The organism is Bacillus cereus group sp. MYBKT111-2, from assembly GCF_051915205.1.
Classification (GTDB): Bacteria; Bacillota; Bacilli; order Bacillales; family Bacillaceae_G; genus Bacillus_A; species Bacillus_A paranthracis.
Genome location: NZ_JBQAEG010000010.1, coordinates 98,115 through 112,739 on the forward strand (window position 1 = coordinate 98,115; position 14,625 = coordinate 112,739).

The window sequence follows — 14,625 nt, forward strand, 5'->3', positions numbered from 1 at the left end:
TATTATCCCCTATTCCCTCGATTGTTATTTTTCATACATAGTTTTATACTTCAAAATGATTTCCTCTATTCAAAACGAGACCCCCTAATACAATAGGGGGATTTCTAGTTTAGCCCTATGAAAACTGATATAATATATATTACGTTTTTCATTCTTTAAAATAGAAAACTTTTAATAACCTTGAAGGTAGGAATTTTTAATGAACTCGAAAGCAAAATTTAGTATTCGCTACAAAATTATGGCTGGTTATTTAGTTATCATTTTGTTCTTACTTATTTCTTTTATTATGCTAAACAATGAGATTTCTAATTTACAAAAATCTCGTAATTTTATTATTGATCACGATTTTAAAGTTCTTAATTTAACGAATCAAGTGGAGAAAGACTTGCTAACAATAGAAAATAAAGCGAAAGGCTTTATTACTTCTAATAACGCGAACTATTTGCAATCTCTTAACTCTGCCGAAAGAGATTATGAAAAACATTACCATGATCTTTTTTCTTTATTAGAAGATAATCCATCTCAGCAAGAAAAATTAAAAGAGATTAATGGAAACATTACTAATTGGATAAATAAAGAGATTCACCCGTTAATTGCAAATCATAATAGTAATAAAATACAAGAAATCGACACTACCGAAATCCAATCATTACAATCACAACTAACTGACTTCCGTAGCACTGAGGAGCAATTAACGAAAAAAAGAGCTGCACAATTAGATATTGAAAATAATAAATTAGAGATTTGGTTATACAGTTTATTGTTCTTACTTTCTTGTGTTGCCATTATCGTTTCACTTTATATTTCCAATTCCATTACAAAAACGATTAAAAATGTAATTCAAGCTATTAAATCCATTTCTTCGAAAGAAAAAATTACGGAAAGAATTCATGTAAATACACATGATGAAATAAAAGATCTTGCTCATACAACAAATCACCTACTAGACGAAATATCGAAAAGAGAATGGTTACAAACTGAGCTTGCAGAATTAATTTTAATGTATCAAGGTGTATCTTCTATTGAGATGTTAGGTAACAAAATTTTGAGTGGAATTATACAGAAAACGCAAACTTCTTGCGGTGCATTTTATGTACGTGAAGAAGTTGAAGAAACTGTCTACTATGTGAAGAAAGCTTCTTTCGCTGAGCAAGGTGCTGATATTGGAAAACAATCTATTAAAATGGGTGAAGGTTTCATTGGACAGTCTGCTTTAGAAAAGAAAAGTTTTATTCTCAGGGACATACCCGAAGAGTTTCGTTACGTTACTACTGGATTATTAGAAATACGTCCTAAAAATCTACTAGTCATCCCTGTCTTATTTGAAGATGAAGTGATTGCAGTAATGGAGTTAGTAAGTGTAACTGACATTTCAGACTTACATCAAGATTTAATTCAACAAACTGTTGATAATCTAGGTTTAACAATCCATAGTATTATGGGACGTATGCGAATTCAAACTCTTTTACATGAATCACAAGCAATGACAGAAGAGTTACAAGTTCAATCAGAAGAATTACAAACGCAAGCCGAAGAACTACAAATGCAAGCCGAGGAATTAAGAACAACGAACGAACAGTTAGAGTCTAGAACGGAAGAAGCCGAGCAAAAGACAGCTGACTTACAAGTGACTAAATTAGAATTAGAAGAAAAAGCAAGTGAGTTGTTACGTAGTTCAAAATACAAATCAGAATTTCTAGCAAATATGTCACATGAATTACGCACACCGTTAAATAGTATTTTACTATTATCTGAAATGTTAAAAGAAAATCATGATAATCATTTATCCGATGATGAAATTGAATTGGCAACCGTCATTCATTCATCAGGGAAGGATTTACTTACTTTAATTAATGACATACTAGATTTATCTAAAGTAGAAGCCGGAAAACTAGATGTCATTTTTGAAGCAACGAACATAAGTGATATGGCTGCAAGTATGCAGCAAAACTTTTTACATATCGCTGCACAAAAAAATGTTGAATTTACTGTTGAAAACAGTGATACGATTCCCGATCTGTTTTATACAGATGCAAAACGGATTGAACAAATTATTAAAAACTTATTATCCAATGCATTTAAATTTACGGAAAAAGGATCTGTCTCTTTACATTTTGATTCAATAGAAGCAACTAATTTGAGCCATGAAATGCAGTCTATCAGTAATGATTGGATAACCATTTCGGTAAAAGATACTGGTATTGGTATCGCTAAAGAACAGCATCAACTTATTTTCGAAGCCTTTCAACAGGCAGATGGTGCAACAATTCGAAAGTATGGTGGTACAGGATTAGGTTTATCTATTTGTAAAGAGTTTGCTAGACTATTAGGTGGTTGGATTACGTTAGAAAGTCATGTAGGAGAAGGCAGTACTTTCACTGTATATATTCCTAACCTTCCAAATGGATTACATGATATACAGTTATCTAATTTAGAAGTCGCAGCAACAGTAGATGAAGTTATTCCTGCTGAAGTTGTTGAGGAAACTATCGTGATTCCAGAAACAAATAACGTCTTCCAAGAGAAAACTATTTTAATTGTCGATGATGATCATCGAAATATATTTGCATTACAAAATGCATTAAAAAAACAACATGCCAATATCATTACTGCACAAAACGGCCTAGAGTGTTTAGAAATACTAAAAAACAATACAAATATCGACCTTATTTTAATGGATATTATGATGCCAAATATGGACGGTTATGAAACGATGGAACATATCCGAATGAACTTAGGGTTACATGAAATACCTATTATCGCATTAACTGCTAAAGCAATGCCAAATGATAAGGAAAAATGTTTATCTGCTGGCGCTTCAGATTATATAAGTAAACCATTAAATTTACATCAACTCTATTCGGTAATGAGTGTATGGTTAATAAAATAAGTGAGGTTTCGTTTCAGTGGAAAATAAGTATTATAATTTCGATCCATCAGTAGATATGGATAAGCGTACGAACTTAGAAATTGACTTACTATTAGAAGCGGTATTTAAACTATCAGGATTTGATTTTCGCCAATACGCTCGCACATCTATTTATAGGCGGATTTGTAATCGAATGCAGATTTCTAATATCCCTACCATTTCAAAGTTAATTGAAAAAGTAATTCATGAGGAAGGGGTTTTAGAACAGTTATTAAATGATTTCTCAATCAATGTAACTGAGATGTTCCGTAACCCTATCTTTTTTAAGGCGCTAAGAGAGCATGTTATTCCTGAATTAAGAAAGCATCCTGAAATTAGAATTTGGCATGCTGGGTGCGCAACTGGTGAAGAAGTATTATCCATGGCCATCTTACTTCACGAAGAAGGATTAAGTGAAAAAGCTGTTATTTACGCAACAGATATGAATACAGACGTGTTAGAAAAAGCAAAACAAGGAATCCTTCCGTTAAATAAAATGCAAACTTATACGAAAAACTATTTACAAGCTGGCGGTACACAAGCGTTTTCTAACTATTATTCAACGGATAGTCGTTTTGCTTATTTTAATCCTTCACTGTTACAAAACATTATTTTTGCACAGCATAATTTAGTAACTGATCAGTCTTTTAACGAATTTCATATTATACTTTGCCGTAACGTTTTAATTTACTTTACAAGTAAACTTCAAAACCAAGTACAGCAACTATTTTATGAAAGTTTAGGTCACAATGGATTCCTATGTTTAGGAAATAAAGAAACTCTTCGTTTCTCGGATATCATGCCGCATTATACCCAATTTAATCCGAACGAACAAATCTATCAAAAAATACAATAAAAGCGTATGAAATCCTCTATTTGGATTTCATACGCTTTTTATTTCGCATTCGCTTGTATCATAATGAGACACATATCATCTGATTGTGCTTCCTTCTGTTCTTCCTTGTAAAACCCTTCTATCTCTTCTTCTAACTCTCCCCATTTTCTTTCTGTAAAAGTACGTAATTTCTCTTCAGCCTCAAACTCATCACTTGCAATTGCTTCAAGAACGCCATCTGTAAACAATACGATTTGAGCGTTCTTTTCAAAAGGTATAACTGTCTTTTCAACTTTTATTTCATCAAAAAACCCTACCGCACAACTTCCGCGATTTAGTTCAACTACATTTGTTTCATCAACTAAAACATATCCAGAAGGATGTCCTGCATTTACATATTCAATCGTTCTATCTTCTGTATTAACTACTAAGTATATCGCTGTAAAATAATAGGGAATATTGTCATTCTCATTATGTAAAAGAGTCATATATTTATTTAAGTCTTTCATAACGAGTTCTGGATCGATTAAACATTTAATCGTTTCACGTAATACAGACGAAATAAACATGCAAACTAATGAAGCAGATACACCATGTCCCATCACATCTAATAATATAATACCGTAGCGATTTTCATCGATTTTATACCAATAATACATATCTCCAGCTAGTTTAAATGAAGGTAAGTAACTTGCTTCAATTTTTATATGCTCTTCTCTTAATGGTCTACTTAATAAGTTTCTTTGTACTTGTGTAGCTAAATCTAGTTCATTCCGAAGGTTTTCTTCCTGTTCTTTATGCCAATTTAATTCTGATTTCAAGCGTAATGCCACACGCATACGCGCTAACAATTCAACTTTATTTATAGGTTTCGTAATATAATCCATTGCCCCCATATCAAGAGCTTCAGCTAATTTATTTGCATCTTCTAAAGCTGTAACAAAAATAATAGGAATATCTTTAAACTTCTCCTCTTTTTGTAATCGCCTACAAACTTCAAGTCCATCAATTTCAGGCATCATAATATCTAATAGTATTAAATCTATTTCGTTATGCCTGGAAGAATCTTTTCCAAAATGGATGTATTCGAAAAGCTCTTGTGCAGAATTAAGCGATACAAGATCCTGATATCCGGCTTGTTTTAAAATCTTCTTAATTACAAAGATATTCACCGGATTATCATCTACAATTAAAATGGACACAAGTGATTTCCCCTTTTCTTATATAAAATGTAAATCGATTATCATTTTCTATTTTTCTAGTATTACATACTCAGTTATAAAATGAAAATTTCCTACTCAAACACATTTATACAGCAAAAGAACAAACCCCCAGAGATGAGAGTTTGTTCTTTCACTCTATAAATTATTTCCACTTTTAATTTAGCACCATTGCTTTATCATTTAAAAGACGATCTAATTCTTCCATATGATTTGTTTCATCTGCAATCATATCTTCTAACTTTACAACTAACTCTGTCATATTTAATTTCGCTGCTTGTTCTTTTCTCTTTTCATAACGCTTAATTGTTTCATATTCTGACTTTCTAGCTTCTTCTAACATTTCTCTAACGTCTTCTACTTGTTTCACTGGTAAAGGGATCGTAGTAGGTGTACCACCTAACGTCTTAATTTTCTCCGCTAAATATAGGGCATGTCCTTGTTCATCACTAATTTCAGATTCAAAGAAAGGTTTTAACACTTGTCTATATATACCAGAAACTGTTGCTGCATTATGGTTATACATAATAATTGCTGAGTATTCTCCTGCTAAATCTTCATTCAATCCTTTGATTAGTTCTTTCACATCGTGTGACATTTAATATCTCCTCCTATACTTAATACGTACCCCTTTTCTCATGTTTTAAACATCATTATTTTAAATTTTTTATGTATCTAAAAATGCTGCTTGCTTCAATTTACTTATTGCTTGTCTTTTAATACGAGAAACGTGCATTTGTGAAATACCTAACCGTTCCCCTGTATCCTTTTGATTTAAATTCTCTTCAAATATATAATGAATAACACTCTTTTCCGTTTCATTTAATACGTTAAAAATATCTTTTAAAACGAGACGCCTTTCTGTCTCTTCATATCCTTGCTCTACTTCACCTACAGATTCAATTCTCGCTACCGAACTTCCATCAGATGCATTTTCAACTACATCATCTAAGGAAGATACTCGATAATTATTTTTCGCATCCATAATTTCTAGTACTTCCTCTTCGGATAGTCCTAAATGGTCTGCAATCTCTATAATCTTCGGTGAACGTTGCAAATGATCTGTTAGCTCCTCTATCGCAAGTTTAATTTTTCCGCCTAAATCTTTAATTCGCCTTGGAACGTGAATGCCCCAAGTTTTATCGCGTAAATACTTCTTTATTTCCCCTACTATCGTAGGTATTGCAAAAGGCTCAAAAGCATTCCCTATCGAATAATCATACCTCCTTATTGCGCCTAAGAGCCCTAACATGCCTACTTGTATAATATCTTCATGCATCGGCCCGCCTTTTGAATAGCGATATGCAATGGAATATACAAGATTTTTATAATGCTCAACTAACCTTTCCTGCGCTTCATTACATTGGTTTTGTTGGAATTCTGCAATTAGTTTAATAACGTCTTCTTTAGTAAGAGTTGTAGGTTGAGATTGGATTTCCATCATTCTCCACCTGCTCTCTTTGTATATATTTTGTCATTAAAACTGTCATGCCCTCATCATGCATGATTTGTATATCATCCATTAACGTATTGATTAAATATAAACCTAAACCATTTTCCGGCAAATGTTCTACTGGTTTACTAATATCATACGGACCAACTTTCCTTTTTAAGTTGTTAAAATCAAAGCTAACCCCATTATCCGCAACCATAATTTCTAATCGATCTTCATATAGTCCAAAGACAATTGCAATTTCTCCAACGTCTTCTTTGTATGCATGTTGTACAATATTTGTACATGCTTCACTAATAGCAATTTTCATATCTTCTATATCGTCATAAGCAAAGCCCATTCGATTCGCAACACCAGCCATCGTTAAACGAATAATAGCCACATATTCTGCCTTTGCAGGAATTTTCATTTCTATCTTTTCAAATCTCTCCATCATCCCTAGTCACCTTCTTTCTACTTTTTCAAAATCGGAATTCAAATTTAATATTTCTGTTAACCCTGTAATATCAAATAATCTTTTTAACCTTTTAGATACACCAATAAACTCTAGTTTTCCATCATTTTTCTTAACTGTTTTTAATAGCGCTATAAACACGCCTAAACCTGTACTATCCATATACTCTACCTCAGTAAAATCTACGACAATATGAACCTCTTTTTCGCTTGCAATAGGCATAATCTTATTTTTTAAATCTGATGCCGTATACGCATCAATTTCACCATTAAGCTGTACCGTATAACCTACATCATTTTGCAAAATATTTATTCCCAAATTCATCATTTCCGCCCCCTTATCTCAAACTACTACTATGTTAATTACCCATAAAAATTAGTTTTAAACATATTTTTTTATTTTTATTATAAATAAATTTTCCACACCTTTCTCGGCTTAACACTTAAAAAATACTACTAAATGTTTAAACCTTATAAATTTGTGTATATATAATGTATAAATATTATTTTTAGGGGGATCTATCTATGGAAGAGCACAGCTTTAAAAAGGGAGATTTTGTTCAATTTTCTTATCGACACGATCATGCTACAAAATTAGTTGGTTCCATTATTAATATACTAACGAATACGATTGTAGTTGATATAGGTAATAGCGAGGACTTATCCCATATAGAACCAAGGCAAGTCGTAAGAATAAATAATTGTAAAAAAGTAACGATGGTTTAATACATAATAGAAATTGTAATTCCAATGAGCGGGGGACCTTCATCCCCCGCTCATTCCTATGCAAAATACATAAAAAAAAGCATCCAAATTATTTGAATTGGATGCTTTTTTTATGTATTTTTACGAGCTTATTAACTTTATAGTCACATATAACAAACTTAAGATTACCATTCATTATCATACTTACGCTTTCCGTAGCATTCTAGAGAAGAATGTAACGATTAAAATAAAGACGATTGCACCTAATAAAGCTGGAAGAATAAAGATGCCTCCCCATTCAGGACCCCAATGACCAAATAATGCACTACCTACCCAAGATCCGATTAATCCGGCAATCACATTACCAACTATACCTAAAGGAAAGTCTTTTCCCGTAATCATTCCAGCTAACGCACCAATAAGTCCACCTACAATACACGTAATAATAAGTCCCACAATTAACCCTCCTATATTCGTTTTATATTGTATTTATCAAGCTTTGGTATGTAACCAAAGCTTGATAAACATGTATTATTCTTTATTATCCAACCCATCACTTATCTTTTGTTTCACTTTTCCGACTTTTTCTTTTATTGTTCCCTTCGTCTTGTCCCACTTCCCTTCATTTTTCAACTTTCTATCTTCTGTAACCTCACCAATTCCTTCTTTTACTTGTCCCTTTGTCTTTTCCACTTTACCCGTAATTTGTTCTTTTAGTCCGTTCTCACTCATATTTCCCATCTCCTTTTCGTAATAGATTTATAGATTTACAGGATACAAATTTAAATAGAATACATGCATCTTCTTTCTTGTAACCATTCACCGACTCTCTCTAAATCTTTAACGAATAACAAGATTTTGCCTTCATCTAGCTTTTCTTCGTAGAAGTTCGCTTCTTCCTCATTAAGCCCTAACTCCTGCATCTTATTTCTTAACTGATCTCCCGTTTTTTGAAAGACGTTAATAATACTTGTCCCAAGTCCCTCCTCTTGTATACCAATTGTATTCACGTCTGCATTGTCTGCGATTCTATCTGTCCTTTCTTTCTCGTGTGTTAATACGTAAATATCTTTTTGGTCTATTCCTTTCTTCACTAGATCATTCGCCGCATTCATGACCTCTTTCTCCGTAATAAATTCATATACAAAAGGTTTCCTATACTTCGTTTCCATCTTTAACTTCCTCCTTTAAAATGAATTATTTGTTATATTATATGTAGTACACCTATTTTCGAAATGTTAAACATAAAATTTGAAAAAAAAAATGAAAAGGAGAGTACATATGCACTTTCGTCTAGAGTTATTTGTAGAAGATTTGCAAAGATCTATTCGTTTTTATGAGGAAATCCTTACCCTTGTATTCTCAAAAAAGAATGCAACTAGTGCAATGATTAAACTAGGGGATTTTTCTTTATTATTAACCCCTGATTATATTCTCAATGAAAATCATTATTTAAAAACAGGTGGACTTAAGCCAAAAGGTAAAGGTGTTGAAGTTATCATGGTTTTTGATAATATTGAACAAATATACCAACATGTATTAGAAAAAAATTATCCAGTGGAATCTAACCTTAAAATGCAATCTTGGGGAATGAAAGATTTTCGTATTGTAGACCCTGATGGTTATTATTTACGGTTAACCTCCTCTTGAACTTTCTCTATCCTAAAACTAGTAGAATAAATCCCCTTACAATAACTACCTAAATTAACAGAAAATTGTTATAATTAAACCAAGGAGGGGATATAATGAAAAAAATCACTTATATATGCGCTCTAACCGCTCTATCTTTCACTTTAATAGGCTGCACAAGCACCTCAGCTACAGATAAAGCTTCACAAGCTAAGCAAGAACAGAAACAAAATGCCTTTCAATTAAACTCCGCAAACATTACAGATATCGAAATACTTCAGACAACCAATAATACTACTTCTAAATCTCAAACAGACAACGAAGAAATGATACAATCTATCGTTTCCGCAGTTCAAAAAGGCACGCCTAAAACAATCACTTTAGATCAAAAAAAGCGAGAATCGGCACATTCTACTATTACCGTTACATATAAAGATGACACAAAAGAAGAATTTCTTGTTTGGGTTGATAATAATGAGAAAATTACGATTGCTAAAGATGAGAAGAAGGATAAGGTTGAAGGTGTAACAGTGAATATTAAAGATGTGAAAATGATGAAGGATTTCTTTTAAAATTTTAATATAATTGATGTTAAAAAAGAGTAGGATGTAATCCTACTCTTTTTTAATCTTGTCCAATAAATAAACTTTTATAAAAGCTATTTAAGATCTAATTTTGCTAAATCATGTTGTAAAACATTATTTCCTTCTTGTGGGTTAAATACTATTGCACTAAGACCAAAAACATTCGTAACAACATCTCTATCTTTCGAACGAATGATTCTTACTTCATAAGCAAAAACACCTGAAGAAAGAGCTGCTGAACGAAAAGTAACACGTCGATTAGGTGCCAATGTTTGTGTTGAAGGGTCTACTAATGGTAACAATACCGGCGAACCCGATGACCAATCAAACATTTCAACAGTTACTGTATGAGTATCATCTGGATCAACATTCATAGCTTCCACAGTAAGAAACAACGTAGCGGAATGTCTACGTAATACACCCGTTGACAAAGTTTCATTGTGGTGTTTATGATGTTTTTCAGGAGGATGATTATAGCCATAACTCATACTAATCCCCCCTTTCATTTACAATTAAGGATAAGTATTCCTTACAATATATAATGCTAGTATTATTTTAATGAAAGGTATAAAAGCGGATTTCTATCTGTGTTTTTGGAAATTTTATTTCCCACTTATTCCCTATTAATAAATAATATAGATTCTCCTATTTTGTCCTTGCACTCCTTCAAAGAATAAATCTATTTTGAAAAGAACCTGCTCCATTCATAAATACATAAAGTAAATGGAATCCGTTAACACACATAATTGATCCTTTATTTTCCCCCTCCTATTTAAAGGAGGAACTGTTCTCGGCTTTGGTGATAGTTATGGCTTCGCGGGAGGATTTGCTTTATTAGTTGTATTGTTTATTTTATTAATCATCGTTGGAGCTGCTTGCTTCTGCTAAAAAACTATTGGAAAAGACATGCGATATGCAGAGATTCAAGTGCAACTATTACTTTAATGATGTAATATTACATTCGCCCCCAAAATGAACTTCGATGCTATAAAAAAGATAAAGTGTTCATTTATACAACCTTAGCTTGATAGCAATATCATGAGTTCCCATCCCAGACAAACTAGTTAACATCTCAATAATTGCTATTGCAGAAAAGTACAACAAGCTGGACAACATAGATTTCAAACTGTAAGATTAGATGTTGGTGAAATCGGACAGCAAAGTATATATAGAAAATAGGTGTTAATTTTGAAAATCAATAAAAAATTTGAACCGATAATTTTTAATCTCTTTATGATTTTAGGTATATCTAGTATTATCTCTTTCGTCATGGTTTCAATGAATGTTGGGTATACAGCTTTATTTCTCAAATCATGGATAAAAACATGGGCAATTGCTTTCGTACTTGCATTTTTAGCTTCTAAATTACTACCCTTTGTAGTGAAAAGGATAATGAAAATATTCATATTTGTTGAGAAGGATGCTTAAAAATAAAGTGATGTACTACTCTAGTTCATTTAAATGAAAAGAAATAATCATCACAAAACTTAACCTAGTAAAATGTTTCAACTCGAAGGAAGGCACCTTAAAAGTTGCTTTTCTTTATATGTTAAAAAAGCTCGCCTATTTCCGTAGGCGGGCTTTATCTTTATTACACAATAAGAAAGTATACTCTCTTTTTCTCGGAAATTTTATGTAATTTTACATATTCATGAACATATATGTTTTGATGGACTTTATCTATATACGCATGGCAGTAATCCATTAAAAATGTATCTTCTTGAAAGCAAAACTCTCTTTTAGAAAAAAGAAAAGACACCCTAAAGTGCCTTCCTCCGACTTGAACCATCTTAATTTTAATAATATGTATTGGACTCTTATCTAAAAAATAATCTAATGTATTACAATAAGAGAAAGATAATGATAAAATAAAAGTGCAACAAGATGTTGCTTAGTTTTTAAATTTTATGGGAATAACACAAAAGCTAGGTTTGGTCGCCAAGTTTTTTCATTCCTATCGGTCATGAAATACCCCGGTTGGTCGCTGGGGTATTTCTTTTTTATTAACGTATATATAGGTCTATTATGGACAAAATAAAATATAATCTTAGTAGAAGATAGAACACTGACACCTTTGCCGCTTCTAAATCACTTTGGTCTTGTGCGAAGAAAGTATGGTCAGTACTTTCAGCTCAGTGTTCCATCTACTTTAGTTTTGAGTTGAGTGTTGCTAATCATAGCAGCACTTTTTTACATTCCAATTTGTTCTTTGATGAATTGAATTATATGTTTTACAAACTGGCTTTGCGTGAAAAAGTAATGAATATTTCTCATTACTGTCGTCCACGATGCTAGATTACTTACGAAAGACTGGGATTGTGTCTTTTTGGTCGCCTTTTTTTTACGTTTTTTCATGCCTGTCCCTCCCTTCATAAGGGAAGGGCAAAGATGGCACATTTTATATTTTAAAGAGTTATATAGAAGAGGACAATCTATTCATTAGCAAAATAAAGAAAAGACACCCTAAGGTGCCTTCCTCCGACTTGAACCATCTTAATTTTAATAATATGTATTGGACTCCCATCCAACTATTATTTTACCATGTTAAGTTGTTTTTGTTTATTGAGAAATATGGTTCAAACCTACATTTCATTTTCTTTCTAAATCCTCATAGTTAAGAATTTATTTTTTTACTATGTTTGGGTTATTACTTTTGTAGTATTCTCTATAAAGTTCGGATGTTATATTTAAAAATACGGTAACAGATATTTTTAATAAGGTCATATAATCTTCTATCATTTTGTTCGAAATATATAATGAATTACTATGAATAACTTTATTCCTAATTTTTCGTAAGTCGTCCCATAAATCGTAAAAATCTTTGTCATACTGCTCTATATGTTGTTTTAGACTTTTGGTTCTATTTTCATTTAAATATTGAATTTTTTTATGGAGCGATACAAATGGATTGCTATGTTCTTTTATTTTTCCAATTCTAAGTGCATCTTTATAGTAAATATTAAACATTAGTTCCATTGTAGAAGCTATCAAAATTACAATTGGTTTCCTAAGGGGTGCATTTATAACATGGAGTGAAGCCACGATACTTATCGCTAAATCGGTTGGATACATTTGAACTAATACATCTTCTAAATTGTCATAAACATTAGATTTAATATCAATACTATATTTCACTTCATCTTCAAGTAGACTGTCTAGTGCATGATAAATTTTTGTATATTCCTCTAAAGTAAAGTTGTCATTAGTATCTTTAATTTCATCAAATATTTTATAAGCTGATTTTATTTCTCCAGTTAAATTTTTTTTGTTTTGTTCATACATTTTGTCTATGGTCTTTATAAAATCCTTTACTGAAAAATGAGGATAATAGCAATCCTTGAATCTTTTTCTGGATTCACAAAAATTACATTCAATTTCATAATTTGAAATATTCAACATTTGTTCGAGATTGATATCCCCGATTATTTCTCCACATTCATAACAAAAAAGAGACAAATCTTTCACCAACTTTCATGATTTTAAATACTTGGTGGTGCATCAATTGAAACATTGATATCTGTAGGACTTCCGAAAATAGATATCCTTACACCATCAACTACCATATTTTCGCTATCTTTATTTGATTCTTTTCCTTCAACCATTTTATCTAGTTTATCTGACCATGTTAATCCAGTAGCTTTTATCATGGCTTTAACAGTATTAATGTCAGGCGCACCATTATATAACATGCTGTCAATTGTCTTACCATCTCTTCTCAGGTTCACACTAACCCATTTTGCTTCTGATGTAGTATCTTCGGCTTTTGTGTAATAAAAACGATAAGTTTTAGTGCTTTCTTCAACCTCAAGACTGAAAGGTAGTATTTGAATACCTTGACCAGCTAACTCGTCTTTAATTTTATTGTAGTTTTGTAGATATTGATCTGTAGTCATATCTTTAAATGCTATTTTCTCTTTAGGTTTCATCTCTTCTTTTTTGTACTTTGGTTCAGAGGGTTTTGATTCCGTTGTGTTTTTTTCATTTGAACTACAAGCAGCCATTCCCATAAGTAAGGCACTACAAGTTAATGCGGTAAGTAATTTTCGTTTCATGTATGATTCCTCCATTATGTATTAGTTACTTCAATTTGTTACGAACCGCTTTTAATACCCCATCAACATTGTAATCAGGAATATTACGGATTGTACGCTTCTTTGTTCCAAACATTTTCTTCATTTCAAGATATATAATTCCTGTATTCATAAGAGAAATCCCAAATGGCCCTTGTATAATATCAAAATCAACCATTTTGATATCTTTATATTTCACAACTTCAGCTTCAGCGCCACCAAATAAGCCACCTTTCATCATTACTAGGTATAAATTATATTCCCCGACAACAATGAAACCAGTTTTTGTTAGCTTCGGATCCGCAACTTCAAAGTAATGGATATTTTCTTTAGCTCTCATAACCTTCCTTAAAGCATCGAAAGCATATTGATAATATTTGCGATCAGTTTTTGGTATTTCTTTAGATATTTCAACCATTTCATTGATTGTGATCGGATATTTAATAACGCCAAAGCGTTCATCAATTTTAGTGTGTTTTTGAGTAGCCATAATGTATCCCTTTTTAAAATGTAAGATTTCTCACTTCATGGTAGCAAACAAGTCATCCAGATATTGTCATATCGTGTCGAAGATAAATAAAAAAGAGAGCGAACTGCTCTCTTATCTAAACTTGTAATAAACAAGTTCATTTTTTCGTTTTGAGGTAATTCTAAATTTTAAGTTGATGAGCATGGGACATGCTCTATACAGCAGATTTTCTTGAACGGTGTAACATATCAATACAATTTATACTGTATATATTAAATACAGGAATAAAAAAACAACCT

General features: G+C 31.9%; 19 protein-coding genes and 1 pseudogene. 7 read left to right on the plus strand and 13 right to left on the minus strand.

All coding sequences use genetic code 11. The features are described 5' to 3' along the window. Positions 1–199 precede the first annotated feature (199 nt). Together ACTFNE_RS23065 and ACTFNE_RS23070 are read left to right on the plus strand one after the other, a co-directional pair. The gene (locus ACTFNE_RS23065) at positions 200–2,890 is read left to right on the plus strand and encodes an ATP-binding protein (RefSeq protein WP_046199507.1); all 2,691 of its coding nucleotides are present in this window, start codon (positions 200–202) and stop codon (positions 2,888–2,890) included. Positions 2,891–2,906: 16 nt separating this feature from the next. Then, positions 2,907–3,764: a CheR family methyltransferase gene (locus tag ACTFNE_RS23070; RefSeq protein ID WP_046199506.1), complete on the plus strand. Its 858-nt coding sequence runs from the start codon at positions 2,907–2,909 to the stop codon at positions 3,762–3,764. A gap of 38 nt (positions 3,765–3,802) precedes the next feature. On the opposite strand, the gene ACTFNE_RS23075 is transcribed toward ACTFNE_RS23070, so the two are convergent. From ACTFNE_RS23075 to rsbV, 5 genes are all read right to left on the minus strand, one after another. Next, on the minus strand, positions 3,803–4,945 hold the full coding sequence (locus tag ACTFNE_RS23075) for a fused response regulator/phosphatase (RefSeq protein WP_046199505.1): 1,143 nt from the start codon (positions 4,943–4,945) through the stop codon (positions 3,803–3,805). A gap of 175 nt (positions 4,946–5,120) precedes the next feature. Continuing rightward, a complete protein-coding gene (locus ACTFNE_RS23080) occupies positions 5,121–5,561 on the minus strand; it encodes a ferritin-like domain-containing protein (RefSeq protein WP_046199504.1) in 441 nt (146 codons plus the stop codon). Between the two features lie 69 nt (positions 5,562–5,630). Next, positions 5,631–6,407 (minus strand): RNA polymerase sigma factor SigB, encoded by a 777-nt coding sequence (sigB, locus tag ACTFNE_RS23085; protein WP_033701091.1) that lies wholly within the window; start codon positions 6,405–6,407, stop codon positions 5,631–5,633. Next, entirely contained in the window at positions 6,370–6,852 is a 483-nt protein-coding gene (rsbW, locus tag ACTFNE_RS23090) for an anti-sigma B factor RsbW (protein ID WP_000970574.1), read from the minus strand. The genes sigB and rsbW overlap by 38 nt, the downstream gene beginning before the upstream one ends. Positions 6,853–6,858: 6 nt before the next feature. Further along, positions 6,859–7,197, minus strand: a complete 339-nt coding sequence (gene rsbV, locus ACTFNE_RS23095; RefSeq protein ID WP_046199503.1) for an anti sigma b factor antagonist RsbV — start codon at positions 7,195–7,197, stop codon at positions 6,859–6,861. Positions 7,198–7,394: 197 nt separating this feature from the next. Here rsbV and ACTFNE_RS23100 point away from each other — a divergent pair, with 197 nt between their 5' ends. Next, positions 7,395–7,595, plus strand: a complete 201-nt coding sequence (locus ACTFNE_RS23100) for a hypothetical protein (RefSeq protein ID WP_000391022.1) — start codon at positions 7,395–7,397, stop codon at positions 7,593–7,595. A 183-nt stretch (positions 7,596–7,778) separates the two neighbouring features. On the opposite strand, the gene ACTFNE_RS23105 is transcribed toward ACTFNE_RS23100, so the two are convergent. The 3 genes from ACTFNE_RS23105 to ACTFNE_RS23115 all read right to left on the minus strand — a co-directional run bounded on the left by ACTFNE_RS23105 (position 7,779) and on the right by ACTFNE_RS23115 (position 8,746). Continuing rightward, positions 7,779–8,030 (minus strand): GlsB/YeaQ/YmgE family stress response membrane protein, encoded by a 252-nt coding sequence (locus ACTFNE_RS23105; protein WP_000522902.1) that lies wholly within the window; start codon positions 8,028–8,030, stop codon positions 7,779–7,781. Positions 8,031–8,105: 75 nt separating this feature from the next. Further along, positions 8,106–8,306, minus strand: coding sequence for a CsbD family protein (locus ACTFNE_RS23110; protein WP_001293465.1), 201 nt, complete (start codon positions 8,304–8,306; stop codon positions 8,106–8,108). Between the two features lie 50 nt (positions 8,307–8,356). Then, positions 8,357–8,746 (minus strand): general stress protein, encoded by a 390-nt coding sequence (locus tag ACTFNE_RS23115; protein ID WP_000448798.1) that lies wholly within the window; start codon positions 8,744–8,746, stop codon positions 8,357–8,359. 109 nt (positions 8,747–8,855) lie between these two features. Between ACTFNE_RS23115 and ACTFNE_RS23120 the strand changes: the two genes are divergently transcribed. Together ACTFNE_RS23120 and ACTFNE_RS23125 are read left to right on the plus strand one after the other, a co-directional pair. Beyond that, positions 8,856–9,224, plus strand: a complete 369-nt coding sequence (locus tag ACTFNE_RS23120; RefSeq protein ID WP_000545705.1) for a VOC family protein — start codon at positions 8,856–8,858, stop codon at positions 9,222–9,224. Between the two features lie 95 nt (positions 9,225–9,319). After that, positions 9,320–9,775: a lipoprotein gene (locus ACTFNE_RS23125; protein ID WP_046199502.1), complete on the plus strand. Its 456-nt coding sequence runs from the start codon at positions 9,320–9,322 to the stop codon at positions 9,773–9,775. Between the two features lie 86 nt (positions 9,776–9,861). Here ACTFNE_RS23125 and ACTFNE_RS23130 read toward each other — a convergent pair whose 3' ends face one another. Next, positions 9,862–10,275, minus strand: coding sequence for a hypothetical protein (locus tag ACTFNE_RS23130; protein ID WP_046199501.1), 414 nt, complete (start codon positions 10,273–10,275; stop codon positions 9,862–9,864). Between the two features lie 316 nt (positions 10,276–10,591). Between ACTFNE_RS23130 and ACTFNE_RS23135 the strand changes: the two are divergent. Both ACTFNE_RS23135 and ACTFNE_RS23140 read left to right on the plus strand, forming a co-directional pair. Continuing rightward, positions 10,592–10,675: pseudogene (locus tag ACTFNE_RS23135) on the plus strand (YjcZ family sporulation protein); the annotation flags it as partial. Between the two features lie 300 nt (positions 10,676–10,975). Beyond that, entirely contained in the window at positions 10,976–11,215 is a 240-nt protein-coding gene (locus ACTFNE_RS23140; protein WP_000700215.1) for a DUF2798 domain-containing protein, read from the plus strand. Positions 11,216–11,977: 762 nt separating this feature from the next. Here ACTFNE_RS23140 and ACTFNE_RS23145 read toward each other — a convergent pair. The 4 genes from ACTFNE_RS23145 to ACTFNE_RS23160 all read right to left on the minus strand — a co-directional run bounded on the left by ACTFNE_RS23145 (position 11,978) and on the right by ACTFNE_RS23160 (position 14,347). Continuing rightward, positions 11,978–12,142, minus strand: coding sequence for a hypothetical protein (locus tag ACTFNE_RS23145; protein ID WP_169823856.1), 165 nt, complete (start codon positions 12,140–12,142; stop codon positions 11,978–11,980). A 267-nt stretch (positions 12,143–12,409) separates the two neighbouring features. Next, positions 12,410–13,186 carry a hypothetical protein gene (locus ACTFNE_RS23150; RefSeq protein ID WP_270705496.1) on the minus strand — a complete coding sequence of 259 codons (777 nt, stop codon included), beginning with the start codon at positions 13,184–13,186 and terminating at the stop codon, positions 12,410–12,412. Positions 13,187–13,266: 80 nt separating this feature from the next. After that, entirely contained in the window at positions 13,267–13,839 is a 573-nt protein-coding gene (locus tag ACTFNE_RS23155; protein ID WP_270705495.1) for a hypothetical protein, read from the minus strand. 25 nt (positions 13,840–13,864) lie between these two features. Further along, complete coding sequence (locus ACTFNE_RS23160; RefSeq protein WP_270705494.1) at positions 13,865–14,347, minus strand: PH domain-containing protein; 483 nt, start codon at positions 14,345–14,347, stop codon at positions 13,865–13,867. Positions 14,348–14,625: the final 278 nt, after the last annotated feature.

Bases quoted from the DNA above. Each gene is read 5' to 3' on its own strand.
- ACTFNE_RS23065 (WP_046199507.1), top strand. From the start codon at position 200: ATGAACTCGAAAGCAAAATTTAGTATTCGCTACAAAATTATGGCTGGT.
- ACTFNE_RS23080 (WP_046199504.1), bottom strand. From the start codon at position 5,561: ATGTCACACGATGTGAAAGAACTAATCAAAGGATTGAATGAAGATTTA.
- sigB (WP_033701091.1), bottom strand. From the start codon at position 6,407: ATGATGGAAATCCAATCTCAACCTACAACTCTTACTAAAGAAGACGTT.
- rsbW (WP_000970574.1), bottom strand. From the start codon at position 6,852: ATGATGGAGAGATTTGAAAAGATAGAAATGAAAATTCCTGCAAAGGCA.
- rsbV (WP_046199503.1), bottom strand. From the start codon at position 7,197: ATGATGAATTTGGGAATAAATATTTTGCAAAATGATGTAGGTTATACG.
- ACTFNE_RS23100 (WP_000391022.1), top strand. From the start codon at position 7,395: ATGGAAGAGCACAGCTTTAAAAAGGGAGATTTTGTTCAATTTTCTTAT.
- ACTFNE_RS23110 (WP_001293465.1), bottom strand. From the start codon at position 8,306: ATGAGTGAGAACGGACTAAAAGAACAAATTACGGGTAAAGTGGAAAAG.
- ACTFNE_RS23115 (WP_000448798.1), bottom strand. From the start codon at position 8,746: ATGGAAACGAAGTATAGGAAACCTTTTGTATATGAATTTATTACGGAG.
- ACTFNE_RS23120 (WP_000545705.1), top strand. From the start codon at position 8,856: ATGCACTTTCGTCTAGAGTTATTTGTAGAAGATTTGCAAAGATCTATT.
- ACTFNE_RS23125 (WP_046199502.1), top strand. From the start codon at position 9,320: ATGAAAAAAATCACTTATATATGCGCTCTAACCGCTCTATCTTTCACT.
- ACTFNE_RS23130 (WP_046199501.1), bottom strand. From the start codon at position 10,275: ATGAGTTATGGCTATAATCATCCTCCTGAAAAACATCATAAACACCAC.
- ACTFNE_RS23145 (WP_169823856.1), bottom strand. From the start codon at position 12,142: ATGAAAAAACGTAAAAAAAAGGCGACCAAAAAGACACAATCCCAGTCT.
- ACTFNE_RS23150 (WP_270705496.1), bottom strand. From the start codon at position 13,186: ATGTTGAATATTTCAAATTATGAAATTGAATGTAATTTTTGTGAATCC.
- ACTFNE_RS23155 (WP_270705495.1), bottom strand. From the start codon at position 13,839: ATGAAACGAAAATTACTTACCGCATTAACTTGTAGTGCCTTACTTATG.
- ACTFNE_RS23160 (WP_270705494.1), bottom strand. From the start codon at position 14,347: ATGGCTACTCAAAAACACACTAAAATTGATGAACGCTTTGGCGTTATT.